The organism is Bifidobacterium sp. LH_416 (assembly GCF_056357055.1).
The window spans coordinates 178524-192782 of record NZ_JBKEVJ010000001.1 but is presented as its reverse complement, the minus strand read 5'-3'; the positions used below and the strand labels follow the sequence as shown (position 1 = coordinate 192782).

The following is a 14259-nucleotide window of genomic DNA, read 5'->3' as shown; positions in this document are numbered from 1 at the left end:
CCGTTATGGATGGGGCTTTTTGCATGAGAAATAATCAATGCATGCCAATAAAAAATGGTTGCTCTGCACAAGAGCAACCATGAACCATTACAAAGTCAATAATGAACAGTAACGATGGCAACGCTACAATCAGCGCTCACCGTCATTGCTCATTAATCATTGAGATGTTCGAAGCCACCGCACTTCAAACGCAGAATGGCGATAATCGTCTTGGCATCCACAATCGTGCCATTGAGAATCATCTCATAAGCCTCATCAAGGGTAACCAGACGCACTTCAGAGCGCGGCGTTTCCGGCCCAATGGCTTGGCGGGAGGCCGGAGCCAGACCGGTAGCAAAGTAGAGCGTGGTGTGCTGAGTGGAATAGCTAGGCGTGTTCAGGAAGCGTGCAAACTGCGTGAACTTGGCAGCTTCGTAGCCGCCCTCTTCGGCAAGTTTGCGTTGAGCAGCCTCCAACGGACGCTCCGAATCTGCAGCATGACCGCCAGGAATCTCCAAAGTCCAACGATGGTTGGCTACACGATACTGTTCCACCAGCGGAATCTTGTTGTCTTCCGTCAAGGCAAGCACGGCAACGGTGTCTCCACTATTGTCTTGAATGCAATAACGATCAAAAGCTTTACCATTGACTGATTCATAAGACACATGATCGATGTTGAAGTAATGCGTCTGAACAATCTGTTTACGGCCGGTTTCCTTCACTGGAGCCGTGCGCCACGGGTCGAATTGACGGTATGTTTCGTTGCTCATAACCCCTCCTCACCAAGGTAATACATCGAAACTAAGCTCATTGTATGCCGAGAGCTTTCATAAATATTTAGGCAACACACGCATGCGCTGATATGTCGAAAAAAATTTTTGAAATAGTCATTTTGCTTGATATTCCAAGGTTTTAAGGCACTTATTTCAGTGCTGGAAGGAATGCAAAAGAGAAAATAATGCGTGTCTTCGCCCCGCAGATCGAATTGATATGCTATTCTCTCGAAGAGTGCTTTGGCACGCCCTCGTATCCCAATTGGTAGAGGAAGCAGCCTCAAAATCTGCGCAGTGTGGGTTCGAGTCCCACCGAGGGCACCCTTTAATATGACTCTTGCTGGAAGGCAAGTCATATTTCCCTAGCAAGTAAATCTCATAGGAAAGAGGTTGGCATGGCTGCAAGGAAGAGGTCTGACGAACCGAGCATCAATATGGATGAGGTGCTCACTGATGAGGAACTAAGGGCCGCAGCCGCTGACGATGAAGCTCCAGCAGAGCGTAAAGAAAAGCCGGCAGATGCGCCTCGCACTGTGGTCGTAGCTGAAGATGAAGCCGTCAACCGTATGGATTTGGTGGCCATGCTGGAAGACAACGGTTATGAAGTTGTCGGCCAGGCTGCCAATGGTGAAGAGGCTGTTGAACTGACTCGCAAATTCCGTCCTGACGTTGTGTGCATGGATGTCAAGATGCCGCGCATGGATGGCATTACTGCTGCAGGCATTATTTGCGATGAGAACATTGCTCCGGTAGTGATGCTGACCGCATTCTCTCAGACCGATCTGGTGAAGAAGGCAACTGGTGCCGGTGCTATGGCATACGTCACCAAGCCGTACGAGGAATCCAAGCTGCTGCCTACGCTCGAAGTGGCTATGGGCCGTTTCGCGGAAATCAATGATTTGCTCGATAACGTTGAGCGTAGCGAACAGAAGCTGCGCGAAACCACTGATCAGCTCAAGGAAGCAGAAGAGAAGCTGAAGAAGGCCGAAGATACGCTCGAAGAGCGTAAGCTGGTCGACCGTGCTAAGGGTCTGCTGATGGATAAGGCTGACTTCTCCGAGCAGGGTGCTTTCCGCTGGATTCAGAAGACCTCCATGGATCAGCGTATTCCAAAGAAGCGTCTGGCCATGGCCATCATCGCCAAGTATGGCGATCCGAAGCCATCAAACACGGATGAGCGCTGATATTCAAGCGCCTGTAAGCGCGGCGGCCAACGATACACTGCTTGTAGTAGATGGTCATTCGTTGGCTTTCCGCGCTTTTTTTGCGCTTCCAGTAGAGAATTTCAGTACTTCTGCCGGCCAGGCCACCAATGCAGTATGGGGATTCGCATCCATGCTGTCACAGGTCATCAATGCGGAGAAGCCGACCCGCCTAGGCGTCGCTTTTGATGTCAAAGGCGGCACGTTCCGCAATACCATGCTGCCGCAATACAAGGGCACTCGTGATGCTGCGCCCGAGGAGCTGCTCACTCAGCTGCCGCTTATTCAGCGCATGCTCAAAGCCTTGGGCGTCACCTATATTGAAAAGCCAGGCTATGAAGGCGATGATGTTATCGCTACACTTGCCACTATGGGAGATCAAGCCGGCTACCATACGCTGGTGCTGTCCGGCGATCGTGATGCTTTCCAGCTGGTGGATGATAACGTCACTGTGCTGTATCCGGGGCATCATTTCAAAGATCTCAAGCACATGACGCCACAATCCATCGTGGACAAATACAAGGTTACTCCGGCGCAATACCCTGATTTGGCTGCGCTGCGTGGCGAGACTGCAGACAATATTCCTGGTGTGCCGGGCGTTGGCGATGGTTTCGCGGCCAAATGGATTAACCAGTATGGTTCGTTGGATGGCATTTGCGAGCATGCCGATGAAATCGGTGGCAAGAAGGGCGAGGCGCTTCGCGCCAATATCGATCAGGTCAAGCTTAACCGCAAGGTCAATGCTTTGGTTCGCGATGTGGATCTGGGAATCAGCCTTGATGATTTGGGCTTCGGTGCAGTCGACATCAACCAGGTTGATGAACTGTTCAAGGAACTTGAATTCGGTGCACGAACCAAGAGTCGTGTATTGAAAACCTTTAACACGGGTAATACGTCGCCTTCGTCATCTTCTGCATCGACTTCCGCACAGGCAGCTGATGTAGCCGAACAGTCTGATGCCGACGATGGCGAACTCGCTTTGCACATTCCAGAGGCAGTAGCCATTGAAACTGCACAACAGCTTCATGAATGGATTGCTGTACAACGCACAGTAATCAATGTGCCAAGTGCACTCGCTGATTTTACCGTTACGGATTATGCGGAAACGACTGATCGTCAAATTGCTTGCGGTAATGCTGCAGCTCATGCTTGGACCGTGCACGCTTGGGGAAACGCTCGCCCGGGGCGCGCTGCAATACAAGCATTAGCGATTGCTACTGAAGGTTCCGCTGCCATCATTCATGTGGATGGCAATACTGCGCTGAGTAAGGAACTTGTTCAGGAACTGAATGATTTCTTGTCAGTGGAACATGGCCGTACCATCGTCCACGGTTACAAGGAGCTACTGCACATACTCAATCAGGCTGGTGTTGACATGGGACTTCCCCTGTTTGACACCAAACTTGCTGGGTACATCAGTCAGCCGGACTTCCATGCCGATGATTTGCAGCAGATGTCTGAACACTTCCTGGATTTGCATTTCGAGCAAGTGGATCAGCCGACGCAGGGCACACTCGATTTCGACGATGATCAGCCGGAGGAGCGTCCCGATGAACAGCGACTGCGTGATCTTGCTGTGATCCGTTCGCTTGCATTGACTTTGGCTCCTGTGCTCGACGAGCGTGAGCAGTATTGGCTGCTGCGCGCTATTGAATTGCCGGTTTCTCGCGTGCTGTATGGCATGGAACATCTTGGCGCTCAAGTGGATCTTTCCCGTTTGACGGATATGCGAGACCAGTTTGCTGAGGATGCTCGTTTCGCACAGGAAGAAGCTTGGAAGAACGCTGGTTCTGAAATCAACCTGCAGAGTCCAAAGCAGTTGCAAAAAGTACTGTTTGAAGACATGGGATTGAAGCCCACTAAGCGTACCAAGTCAGGCTCGTACACTACGAATGCTTCCGCATTGCAGGATCTGTACATCAAGTCTGTTGATAACGAGCGAGCCAATGGTTTCTTGGGAGCTTTGTTGCGTCATCGTGAAACCAATAAGCTCAAGCAGATTGTGCAGACCCTGATTGATTCAGTCAATCCAGCTGACACGCGCATTCATACCACATTTGAACAGACGGTGGCAGCAACCGGTCGTCTCAGCTCGGTGGATCCGAACTTGCAGAATATTCCTAATCGCAATGCTGCCGGCCGTGAAATCCGTGGCGTATTCGTGCCTGGCGAGGGCTATGAAGCATTGATGAGCTGCGATTATTCACAGGTTGAATTGCGTATCATGGCTGATTTGTCTGGCGATGAAGCGCTGATTGAGGCGTTCCGTTCTGGAGCTGACTTCCATAAGTATGTGGCTTCGATGGTGTACAAATTGCCTGTCGAACAGATCACCAGCGATCAACGTTCCCACGTGAAGGCGATGAGCTATGGTCTGGCCTATGGTCTCAGCACTTTCGGTTTGGCGCAGCAGCTCAAGATTGCGCCGCGTGAAGCGGAAGCGTTAAAAGCTCGATATTTCGATACCTTCGGCAAAGTGCACGATTACCTTGAATCACTGGTTTCTTCGGCTCGTGAGAACGGCTATACCGAAACGATGTTTGGTCGGCGTCGGTACTTCCCGGCATTGCGTTCGGTGAATCGGGTGGCTCGTGATGCGGCTGAGCGTGCTGCATTGAATGCGCCGATTCAGGGGTCCGCTGCCGACATTATGAAGATTGCTATGATTCGTGCGGATCGAGCATTGAAGGATGCTCATGTGCGCAGCCGAATCATTCTGCAGATTCATGATGAATTGGTAGTGGAAATTGCTCCGGGAGAGGGCGAGCAGGTCACTGAGTTGGTGAAGAACGCTATGGAACATGCGGTGAATCTCGCTGTGCCGCTCGATGTTTCCTGCGGTATGGGCGCGGATTGGCAGCTTGCCGCTCACTGAGAGGTTGTCGGTTACAATAAACCGTATGCCGAATCTCAAGCAAGTCATCGACGTTCTTGACTCACTGTATCCGCTTCGTTACGCCGAACAATGGGATGAACCCGGCCTTATTGTGGGCGATTTAAGCCAGAGCGTTCAGCGAATCGTATTCGCTGCGGACCCAACTTCCGCCATTGTCGATAAAGCCATTGACGCCAATGCAGACCTGCTGATCACGCATCATCCGCTATTCTTCCGCTCAGTGCATGAGGTAGGCGGCCTTGGATTCAGAGGAGACATTGTTCGCAGACTCTACAATCATGGCTGTGGATTATGGGTAGGTCATACGAATGCTGATTCGGCATGGCGTGGCGTTGGGCAGGCGGCCGCGGATTATTTCGGGCTCGAACAGCAACGTCCATTGGTGCCGATTCAGGATGCCCAGTCCGAGCATCCGGTTGGACTCGGGCGTATAGGTGTGCTGCCTGAGCCAATGACGTTACGTGATTTCGCTCAGCGCGTATTCAACGAGGTATCTGAGCATGGCATGGCAACCCAATTAGGTGTGCAGGTGTGCGGTGATCTGGATGCACAGGTGCAGACCGTGGTGATTCTTCCAGGCTCGGGCGACTCGTTGTTCGATGAGGTTCGTGCGGCGGGCGTGGATGTCTATGTCACCAGCGATCTGCGCCACCATCCGACTACGGACGCCATTGAGCAGGCCCGATATGAGGCGCGTATGCGTGCACAAGGCATTGCGCTGGGGCAGGGGAGTGCGCAGACCAGACCGTATCTCATCAACACTCCGCATGCCGCCATTGAATCCATGTGGTTTAACTATGCAATCGAAGACATTCCCCAGGCCATCGAGCAAGCGACCGGGGAACATGTGGATGTGGAATGGTTCCATGACACGACCGATCCTTGGACGCTGTCCATCACCCATCGTGAGGCATGAGCGGCTACAGTAGTATGTCGGGACCACTCATCAAGGAGGAATATGTTCGGCCACAACAAGCAGGAACAGCTGGAACATCGACTTGATCGTAAGTTGAACGCCAGCTCGGACGGCATCGATATGGACGTGCCGGCCGAAGTGGTGAATACCGCCACCGTGTACACCGGTCGCATCTTCCATGTTGATGATTTGACTCTGGCATTGACGGACAAGCAGGGCAAGAAGCATGAGATCAGCCGTCAAGTGCTGCGTCACGCGCCTTGCGTGGTGATGCTGGTGCACGATATGTCTACCGACCGTTACCTGATTGAGCGTGAATACCGTGCCGGATCAGACATGTTCGCCTACGGTCTTCCTGCCGGCCTGATGGATGAGGGCGAAGACATGATGGATGCCGCGCTTCGTGAATTAGCCGAGGAAACCGGCGTGGTACCTGACCGTAATACGATGGGTGTGGATTATGTGGGCGACTTCTACTCTTCAGAAGGCATGACTGATGAACTGGCCCACATCATGGTGCTGCATCTGGGCCCATTCAAGCAGGAGGAACGTCATTTCGACCCGGATGAGCATGTGGAATCCGCCTGGATTCCATGGAGCGACTTGGTGGCCACGCGAATCACGGCCTCCAATTCGATGATCGCCATCCAACACGAGGCATTGCGTCGCCTGATTGCCAAGCACGCTGATGATGAAAACAAACCGTCCTTGTTCGCCTGACGTTCAACTCCGATAGACTTTGGTAACACAAGAAAGTGGGATACTGGAACTATGCAGATCAGACCTGGATCAATGTACCCGCTGGGGGCCAGCTATGACGGCGCCGGTGTGAATTTCGCGCTGTACTCGCAGGTCGCACAGAAAGTGGAATTGTGTCTTTTCGATGACGATGACAACGAGACTCGTATCGAAATGACTGAACAGAACTCGTACGTATGGCATAACTATATTCCCGGTTTACAGCCTGGACAGCGATACGGATACCGCGTATACGGCCCGTACGACCCGGTGCATGGTTTGCGGTGCAACCCAAATAAGCTGCTGCTCGACCCATATGCGAAGGCCATCGAAGGCAACATCGACGGTGATGAAAGCCTCTTCTCCTACTGGTTCAAAAGCCCTGACGATAATTCGTCCATGAACACCCTTGATTCGGCGGCTCATACCATGAAATCCGCCGTCATCAATCCTTACTTCGATTGGGGCAATGACCAGCACCCATACATCCCATACCATGATTCGGTCATCTATGAAGCCCACGTACGCGGCATGACCAATCTCAACATGGATGTGCCGCCGGATATTCGCGGTACCTATGCGGGTCTCGCATACCCGAGCGTTATCGAATATCTGAAGAAACTTGGCGTCACCGCCATCGAACTGATGCCTATCCATCAGTTCGTCAACGACTCCTTCCTGCAGGAGAAGGGCCTGTCGAACTACTGGGGATACAACACCATCGGTTTCTTCGCCCCACACAACGCATACTCCAGCTCGGGGGAGCGCGGCGAACAGGTCAACGAATTCAAATCCATGGTCAAGGCCTACCATCGCGCCGGTATGGAAGTAATTCTTGATGTGGTGTACAACCACACCGCCGAAGGCAACCATATGGGCCCCACCTTGAGCTTCAAGGGCATTGACAACCAGTCCTACTATCGACTGGTAGATGGCGACCCAATGCATTACTTCGATACCACCGGTACCGGTAACTCGCTGCTTATGCGCTCGCCGCATGCACTGCAGCTCATTACCGATTCGTTGCGCTATTGGGTGACCGAAATGCATGTGGATGGCTTCCGCTTCGATCTGGCGGCAACACTGGCCCGTCAGTTCCAGGAGGTCGATAAGCTGTCCGCCTTCTTCGACATTGTCGAGCAGGATCCGGTTATTTCCCGCGTCAAGCTCATCGCCGAACCGTGGGATTTGGGCTCCGGCGGTTACCAGGTGGGCGGCTTCCCCTCCAGCTGGTCCGAATGGAATGGCCGCTACCGTGACACAGTGCGCGACTTCTGGCGCTCGCAGCCATCCACGCTGCCGGAGTTTGCTTCGCGCTTGATGGGCAGCTCTGACTTGTATCAGGTCAACGGCCGCCGCCCAGTGGCTTCCGTGAACTTCATCACCGCGCATGACGGCTTCACCATGAATGATTTGGTGAGCTACAACGAGAAGCACAACGACGCCAATGGCGAAGGCAACCGTGATGGCGAATCCAATAACCGCTCGTGGAACTGCGGTGTGGAAGGCGCCACGAATATCCCGGATGTCAATGACCTGCGACAGCGTCAGATGCGCAACATGTTCTCCACGCTGTTGCTCAGCCAAGGCATTCCTATGATCTGCGGCGGCGACGAGGTATGCCGCACCCAGCAGGGCAATAACAACGCCTACTGTCAGGACAATGAGATTTCCTGGACGAATTGGAATCTCAACAAAGACCAGAAGAGCATGCTTCGGTTCGTCTCCAAGCTGATTCATCTGCGTCTGAACCATCCTGTGCTGCATCGTCGTCGTTTCTTCACCGGCCGCGAACCGGGGGATGATTCCAACAAGATTCCACAGGTGGAGTGGTTCGACCACACCGGTTCCATCATGGATATGGAAGATTGGCAGAACACTCATGCCTTCTCCATGATGATTTACCTGAACGGTTCGGATATTCCCGAGGTTGACTGGTACGGCAACCGGATGGTCGACAACGACTTCATCCTGATTTTCAACGCCCATTACGAGCCGATCATGTTCACCCTGCCGGATGAACGCTATGGCCGTAAATGGCAGCTGATCGTGGATACGCATAATCCCGATGGACCTGAGCTGAGCTATGAGGCGGGCTTCATGATCACCGCGCAATCGCGCAGTTTCATGATGCTCATGAGCGCCAAAAAGCAAAAGAAGCCAGAGCTGGGGCTGTAGGCTTGTTTACAGCTATCCGTTGATTTTTTGTGTATGGGTGCCTTTGCCTACATTATGTCGGCAAAGGCACCTTTGAATTGTGCCACGCAAATGCAATATCGGTCGATTTGCGCTGGCGTGGCACGTGAGCTTGCCACGCCAGCGTATTTGAGGTCTTTTTGCACTCGCGTGGCATGGTTTTTGGCACAAATCCATGGTCGTAAAGAGGATGCCGCGGCACGTCAGCGCAAAACAACCGAAAATGCGCTCGCGTGGCACTTGCACACGCTTTTTTATTCATGTCCGGGGCGTGGAGCTGAGCAAGGCTGCATCAATCCTGAGTTTTCGGATAAAATCGGATAACTCAGGATTGTCCGGCGAAAAAATAAAGCCCTACATTCCAAGCGGGAGTAGGGTTTTCGGTCGGGCTAGCGGGATTTGAACCCACGGCATCCTGTTAGGATTCGGGGTCTCTTGGCTCAGACCGCCGGTCTTGGCTCACCTCAAAACCCTTGGAATCAAGCCATTTTTTCAGGTTTCGTGTTTCTTTGTTCAGACCACTCAGCCCAGCAAATCGTGATGGTCATTGTTAGCGTCTCGGACCTTCAGAACGGCTTAAACACTCGGCGTGTCGCAACTCCGCTTCAAAAGGTCAGTGGGCATCTTCACCTTTCGTGGTAACAGCTTTCTCCGGACTAGTGATTTGAAACAATGGCCGTTTATTCGATGGACCGCGGTTCCTGTTCAAGCACCAGCTTCATCTTGCTGTTGTCCATCAGCCATGCGTGCAGGTCACGGTCTAGGATCATCGCCAGATCAAAGCACGCCTGCACCGCCTCTGCCAGTGTGATGCGCCGGTTCTCGCCGGGCAACGGGATGCCGTTGACGAGCGGCTCGTGATGAGCGACGCGGTTGCGCAGAGCATGTACGGTCTTGACGATGTCCAACGCATATCTTCGCGTCCATCGTTCTTCCATCGCACGCGCATATTGACGTCCATTGGAGAACGTCTTGTCGAGCCCATTGCGCCAGAAGTCGTTTTCGTAGTCAGCGCGGCTTTGGGCCGGCCATTTCGTATGAACCGTACCGCCGTCCTCCAGAAGGTTGCGCCAGAAGCCGAACGTCAGCGCCGCGACGAGATGGCCGTGCGCGTGACGTTTTCGTTGTTGTGGAGTGAGATGACTCCATGCCTCGCGGATCTGATATTGGGTTCGGTCGTCGAAGCGGAGCTCCGCCATATACCAATCCTCGGTGCCGGATTGTTTCAAAGAGATGAGGGACAACTGCCGATCCATATGGTTGCGCAGGGCGACTTCAAGGATGGCGATGTCGCCCATGCAGGCACTAGCCATGTCATGATCCCACAGATACAGTTGAAGCGCCGTACATGAACGCCTTTGAGTTTCGTGATTGTAGGATGCGAGCCTTTCATCGGTAATGCACGCACGCAATGCCTTCTCCTGTGGGGTGCCCTTACGAGGAGTCTGCGAGAGGAGGAAACCAGCTGCTGCATTTGACTGTCGACTCATGGTTCATTATCATATGTTACGAATTCCCCCAAAGGGCCTCTCCGGACGGTCTTTGACTCAGCCGTGATGCACTGGGGGTTCTCTTTTATTCGGGTAAATCAGTCTGCCGCTAGTTTGGCCTTGTATCCTTCGCCCCAGCTCCACATGGCATCGATGACAGGCTTGAGGCTCTGACCTGTGTCGGTTAGGGAGTATTCCACGCGCGGCGGTACCTCCGCGTAGACCTCGCGGTGTACAAGACCATCATTTTCCATCTGGCGAAGGTTTGAAGTGAGCACCTTCTGAGAGATATGACCAATCGAGCGGCGCAGTTCGCTGAAGCGCCTGGTGCCGCCCAGCAGGTCGCGGATAATGAGAATCTTCCATTTGTCGGAGATGAGCGTGAGCGTCGTTTCCACGGGACACGCCGGAAGCGCGTTGACATCGACCATGATTCAACCTCTTGAAATCGTTGGAATAATCCAATAGTTCCTTTTTGGTTACTATAGCACTTTTTTGTGCCTTCTTCCATTATTGGCTGTACTCCCATAACGTGAATCATGTCGGCAAGACAACAACGCCATCCATCGAAGGAGCACATCATGATCAAGAACATCGCAGTCGTCGCCGCCAACGGTAAGGCCGGCAGGCTCATCGTCAAGGAGGCCGTCGGCCGCGGACTCGACGTGACCGCGGTCGTGCGCGGCGAGAACAGGACCACGGCCCAGCACGCGATCATCAAGGATCTGTTCGACCTGACCGCAGCCGATCTCGCCGGCTTCGACGTCGTCATTGACGCATTCGGCGCCTGGACTCCGGACACCCTGCCGCAGCACTCCACCTCCCTGGAGCATCTGACCGACATCCTCTCCGGCACCGACACTAGACTGATTGTGGTCGGCGGAGCCGGCAGCCTGTACCTTAACCCGGAGCACACGCTGCAACTGAGTCAGGCGGATACCTTCCCGGCCGCGTTCGTGCCCCTCGCCACGGCGATGGGTAAGGCCCTCGCAGAGCTGCGCAAGCGCGACGATGTCAAGTGGACGTACATCTCCCCCGCAGCCGACTTCCAGACCGACGGCTCTCGCACCGGAGCATACGTGCAGGCCGGCGAAGAATTCACCGCGAACGAAGACGGCCAGAGCGCCATCAGCTATGCCGACTACGCCATCGCCGTCATCGATGAAGCAACTGCCAATCCGACCGACGCGCATGTGGGCGAGCGCATCTCCGTGCGCTGGTAGCCGATGATCCGGAACCGATAGTTAAAAGCCCTACTTCCCAAGCGGAAGTAGGGCTTATCGGCCGGGACGACAGGATTCGAACCTGCGACATCCCGAACCTTCCGGCTTTAATTTGGCTAAAACAAGCGATTCGGCTTAACCGATTAGCGTTGGATTTTTGTATTTCTAAGGTTTGAGTTTCTTGGCTGGACCGAGTACGATCGGTGAATTCTGACGGTCATTATTAGCAAAATGTTAGCGTCTTAGATGGTCTAGGTAGCGTGACTGTTCGGCGTGTCGCAGCATCGACAAGAATGTCCTCATCGCGCAATGAATGCTCTCAGAACAGTTGCCGATATTGCCATTGATCATCGTCGCCCACAGGAGCAAGGGTAGTCATCATGAAGTCTCATGGAGTGTCATTCCTGCAGAGCTCCAGAGCCAATCAAGTTAGCCTCGTAATGTTCGCCAGCACTCATGCAGGGTTGAACTACTCATCAGGGTTTCAATGCTTAAAAGACGAACGGTTGAAATTACCCTAATATGATTTCATATTGTTTTCACCAGAGTCATGTCTGAATCCCTACTTAGAGATATAACGAGCCTGCTGTTGCTCATTGACAGAACGCAAATAGCTTTCTTCTGATTGATGGAATTCTATGAAAAAGTCTTCATAATCAGGCATTTGCAAGGGTTGTGGTTTGCTCATCGCTTGCTCAAGTTCTTCCAATGACATCCGATAGTTAGACGAGCTATAAATTTCTGATTGTGTTTTTGGATCATAAAGATTGGAATATGAGCACAATTGACTCGTGGCAGCCTTTGCAATTTTAAAAAGAACCAAAGTACCTTCTCTCTGAATATGCTCCGCTTGAAACAAGGCTTTACAACATTGCTCGTTGGATTCAAGACTGTTGCCATACTCATCAAAATGATGAATGTCATATAAACTATGCGGTTGGCTGTCTCTCATTTGAGCTGCGGTCAGAATATTCTGTTGCATCTGTGTAAGAGGAGGATGCCCGTGCCACTGAAGAACAAGCTTGTGCCATCGGGCGACAGGATCCGCCGCTCCATTCTTCTCCAACGAAACAAAGTTGAAGTACCGATCCTTCTTGGCAAAGTCTGTTAGGAAAGTCAGCACCTTCGTGAGTTCTTCGTCTGGAATTAGGACATTGTCAGCCATCTTTTTAGTTATTAGATTAGTTAATTGTCGAGTTTTCTCATAGAGATTGAGGAGATTATGACCTTCATTTTTTAACTGAGCATCAGTAAGAAAACTACCACGAGTACTGTATTCATGTGATTCCAGAATGAGTTTGTAGATACGTTCAAGAGCTATTGTGATATTAAAGAAGCCTGTGTAATAAAATTCCTGATGCCCAAAGTCCGCGCTGCAAAGCGCGTTCAGGCCAAGAGAGAGCATGCGTCCGGATATATTAGCTTCTCTCTGTAGGGCTATCCATTTGGGGTCATAGGGGGAATGTGAGATTAGGGTCATGAGTTTTCCGTCTGTTCTCGTGTCCAACCGTTTTTCCCATGATACTGGTTTGTGGGTTGTTTCCGTTTGATTTCACGGTTTCTGGGTATGCTGATGAGGATTTGCGATTCAGCTGCGCGAGCACGAAGGGGTGAGTCGTGTTCCGGCGAGTCATAGTCAACCGAAAGGCGTGTTGGTTCGCATGGTGCTCGCTAGGCCGGAGCCGCTGCTGAAGAGCGGGGACGTGCTCGGATGGTATGAGGACATCACCGATATGGCCGAACGGGTCCACAGGGTAGTGAATCCCGCGAAGCCGCGCATCGCGTTCGGCTCGTGCCCGGACTGCGGCGGCGTGGTGTGGGGAGATCCAGACGAATCGGATGGCGAGTGCGCGAGCTGGTGTCGTTGCTGAGGAAACGCGCCGAGTACGGGAACAAGGACTGAGGGGTTGCCGTTGACAGTGTGTCAGCGGCAACCCCTTACGTATCACCGGAAGGGTTCCTTCCCGTAGAAGGTCATCTGCTCGTCGCCCCACCACGTCAGGAACTGTTCGGCGGTTTCACCGTTGTGGCCTCTGCTGTCGAATGCCCCGTCAGTGGACGCCACACGGCCGTTCGTTTCCTCGGCCAATGCGGCGGCGACAAACCCGTATCCGGTCGAGGCGACGGCCGGGCCGGCGAAGTTCCGTATGTCGTGCCAGAAATGGGGTTGCGCGTTCAGCAACCGCATGTCGTCATCGGACATCGGCACGTCGAACTCGTCGGCTTCGATGGGGAAGCATTCGCCCAGCATCGACGGCGGATAGCCTTTCTTCCCGTCGGACTGCACGTAGTCATCGACCCGCGGCTGATCGATCCGAGTGCGCTCCCACAGCGATGGCCACGAGCTGGATTGCCACTGTTCGTTGATCAGATATGCGAATCCGAGATCCATCTCCACCTTCCAGCGCGTGCCGGGATCCACGTACTGCAGTTCCTCATCGGGTTCGCATGGATAGAACGCCTTCACCTCCACGGTGCTGGCGATCCCGTACCGGTCGAGCAGCTGCTGATACAGCTCTTGAGTGCGGCTGCGCGTCTCTTCGACCAAAGGCATGTAATCCGTCGTCGGATATACGTCAATCGTGGTGGACATGCCCTCATCGTACCCGAGACCCTTGGAATCACAGGGATGTCGGGCGATAATCGCTAGTAACAAAAATGTTACTGGAACGGGCCATCCCGGTAACACTGAAATTTTGTTGCTGGAGCCGTCATCTGAAAAAGAAGAAGCCCTACATCCCAAGCGGGAGTAGGGCTTTCGGTCGGGCTAGCGGGATTTGAACCCACGACATCCTGTTAGGATTCGGGGTCTCTTGGCTCAGACCGCCGGTCTTGGCCCACCTCAA

General features: G+C 53.1%; 11 protein-coding genes and 1 tRNA gene. 7 read left to right on the top strand and 5 right to left on the bottom strand.

The genetic code is table 11. The features are described 5' to 3' along the window. Positions 1-152: 152 nt before the first annotated feature. Entirely contained in the window at positions 153-749 is a 597-nt protein-coding gene (locus AC1AY0_RS00980; RefSeq protein ID WP_476523541.1) for an NUDIX domain-containing protein, read from the bottom strand. Positions 750-999: 250 nt separating this feature from the next. On the opposite strand from AC1AY0_RS00980, the gene AC1AY0_RS00975 reads away from it, so the two are divergent. The 6 genes from AC1AY0_RS00975 (at position 1000) to glgX (ending at position 8682) form a co-directional block, all read left to right on the top strand. Continuing rightward, positions 1000-1073, top strand: a tRNA-Leu gene (locus tag AC1AY0_RS00975). A 74-nt stretch (positions 1074-1147) separates the two neighbouring features. Next, a complete protein-coding gene (locus AC1AY0_RS00970; RefSeq protein WP_476523543.1) occupies positions 1148-1936 on the top strand; it encodes an ANTAR domain-containing response regulator in 789 nt (262 codons plus the stop codon). Then, positions 1926-4829, top strand: a complete 2904-nt coding sequence (gene polA / locus AC1AY0_RS00965; RefSeq protein WP_476523545.1) for a DNA polymerase I — start codon at positions 1926-1928, stop codon at positions 4827-4829. Before AC1AY0_RS00970 ends, polA begins: the two co-directional genes overlap by 11 nt. A 25-nt stretch (positions 4830-4854) precedes the next feature. Next, positions 4855-5766 (top strand): Nif3-like dinuclear metal center hexameric protein, encoded by a 912-nt coding sequence (locus tag AC1AY0_RS00960; protein WP_476523546.1) that lies wholly within the window; start codon positions 4855-4857, stop codon positions 5764-5766. A 42-nt stretch (positions 5767-5808) separates the two neighbouring features. Beyond that, positions 5809-6486, top strand: coding sequence for an NUDIX hydrolase (locus tag AC1AY0_RS00955; protein ID WP_476525576.1), 678 nt, complete (start codon positions 5809-5811; stop codon positions 6484-6486). Positions 6487-6558: 72 nt separating this feature from the next. Then, positions 6559-8682, top strand: a complete 2124-nt coding sequence (glgX, locus tag AC1AY0_RS00950) for a glycogen debranching protein GlgX (RefSeq protein ID WP_476523583.1) — start codon at positions 6559-6561, stop codon at positions 8680-8682. A gap of 698 nt (positions 8683-9380) precedes the next feature. Here the strand turns inward: glgX and AC1AY0_RS00945 are convergent. After that, complete coding sequence (locus AC1AY0_RS00945; protein WP_476523548.1) at positions 9381-9998, bottom strand: DNA-binding protein; 618 nt, start codon at positions 9996-9998, stop codon at positions 9381-9383. Between the two features lie 290 nt (positions 9999-10288). After that, on the bottom strand, positions 10289-10621 hold the full coding sequence (locus tag AC1AY0_RS00940) for a winged helix-turn-helix transcriptional regulator (RefSeq protein ID WP_476523549.1): 333 nt from the start codon (positions 10619-10621) through the stop codon (positions 10289-10291). Between the two features lie 150 nt (positions 10622-10771). Between AC1AY0_RS00940 and AC1AY0_RS00935 the strand changes: the two genes are divergently transcribed. Beyond that, positions 10772-11413, top strand: a complete 642-nt coding sequence (locus AC1AY0_RS00935) for an SDR family oxidoreductase (protein ID WP_476523550.1) — start codon at positions 10772-10774, stop codon at positions 11411-11413. Positions 11414-11975: 562 nt separating this feature from the next. Here AC1AY0_RS00935 and AC1AY0_RS00930 read toward each other — a convergent pair. Together AC1AY0_RS00930 and AC1AY0_RS00925 are read right to left on the bottom strand one after the other, a co-directional pair. Next, a complete protein-coding gene (locus tag AC1AY0_RS00930; protein ID WP_476525575.1) occupies positions 11976-12893 on the bottom strand; it encodes a hypothetical protein in 918 nt (305 codons plus the stop codon). Positions 12894-13358: 465 nt separating this feature from the next. Continuing rightward, positions 13359-14006 carry a hypothetical protein gene (locus AC1AY0_RS00925; RefSeq protein ID WP_476525573.1) on the bottom strand — a complete coding sequence of 216 codons (648 nt, stop codon included), beginning with the start codon at positions 14004-14006 and terminating at the stop codon, positions 13359-13361. Positions 14007-14259: the final 253 nt, after the last annotated feature.

What these genes read in the sequence shown, in the direction of transcription:
- AC1AY0_RS00980 (WP_476523541.1), bottom strand. Translation starts at nt 749, where the DNA reads ATGAGCAACGAAACATACCGTCAATTCGACCCGTGGCGCACGGCTCCA.
- AC1AY0_RS00970 (WP_476523543.1), top strand. Translation starts at nt 1,148, where the DNA reads ATGGCTGCAAGGAAGAGGTCTGACGAACCGAGCATCAATATGGATGAG.
- polA (WP_476523545.1), top strand. Translation starts at nt 1,926, where the DNA reads ATGAGCGCTGATATTCAAGCGCCTGTAAGCGCGGCGGCCAACGATACA.
- AC1AY0_RS00960 (WP_476523546.1), top strand. Translation starts at nt 4,855, where the DNA reads ATGCCGAATCTCAAGCAAGTCATCGACGTTCTTGACTCACTGTATCCG.
- AC1AY0_RS00955 (WP_476525576.1), top strand. Translation starts at nt 5,809, where the DNA reads ATGTTCGGCCACAACAAGCAGGAACAGCTGGAACATCGACTTGATCGT.
- glgX (WP_476523583.1), top strand. Translation starts at nt 6,559, where the DNA reads ATGTACCCGCTGGGGGCCAGCTATGACGGCGCCGGTGTGAATTTCGCG.
- AC1AY0_RS00945 (WP_476523548.1), bottom strand. Translation starts at nt 9,998, where the DNA reads ATGGGCGACATCGCCATCCTTGAAGTCGCCCTGCGCAACCATATGGAT.
- AC1AY0_RS00940 (WP_476523549.1), bottom strand. Translation starts at nt 10,621, where the DNA reads ATGGTCGATGTCAACGCGCTTCCGGCGTGTCCCGTGGAAACGACGCTC.
- AC1AY0_RS00935 (WP_476523550.1), top strand. Translation starts at nt 10,772, where the DNA reads ATGATCAAGAACATCGCAGTCGTCGCCGCCAACGGTAAGGCCGGCAGG.
- AC1AY0_RS00930 (WP_476525575.1), bottom strand. Translation starts at nt 12,893, where the DNA reads ATGACCCTAATCTCACATTCCCCCTATGACCCCAAATGGATAGCCCTA.
- AC1AY0_RS00925 (WP_476525573.1), bottom strand. Translation starts at nt 14,006, where the DNA reads ATGTCCACCACGATTGACGTATATCCGACGACGGATTACATGCCTTTG.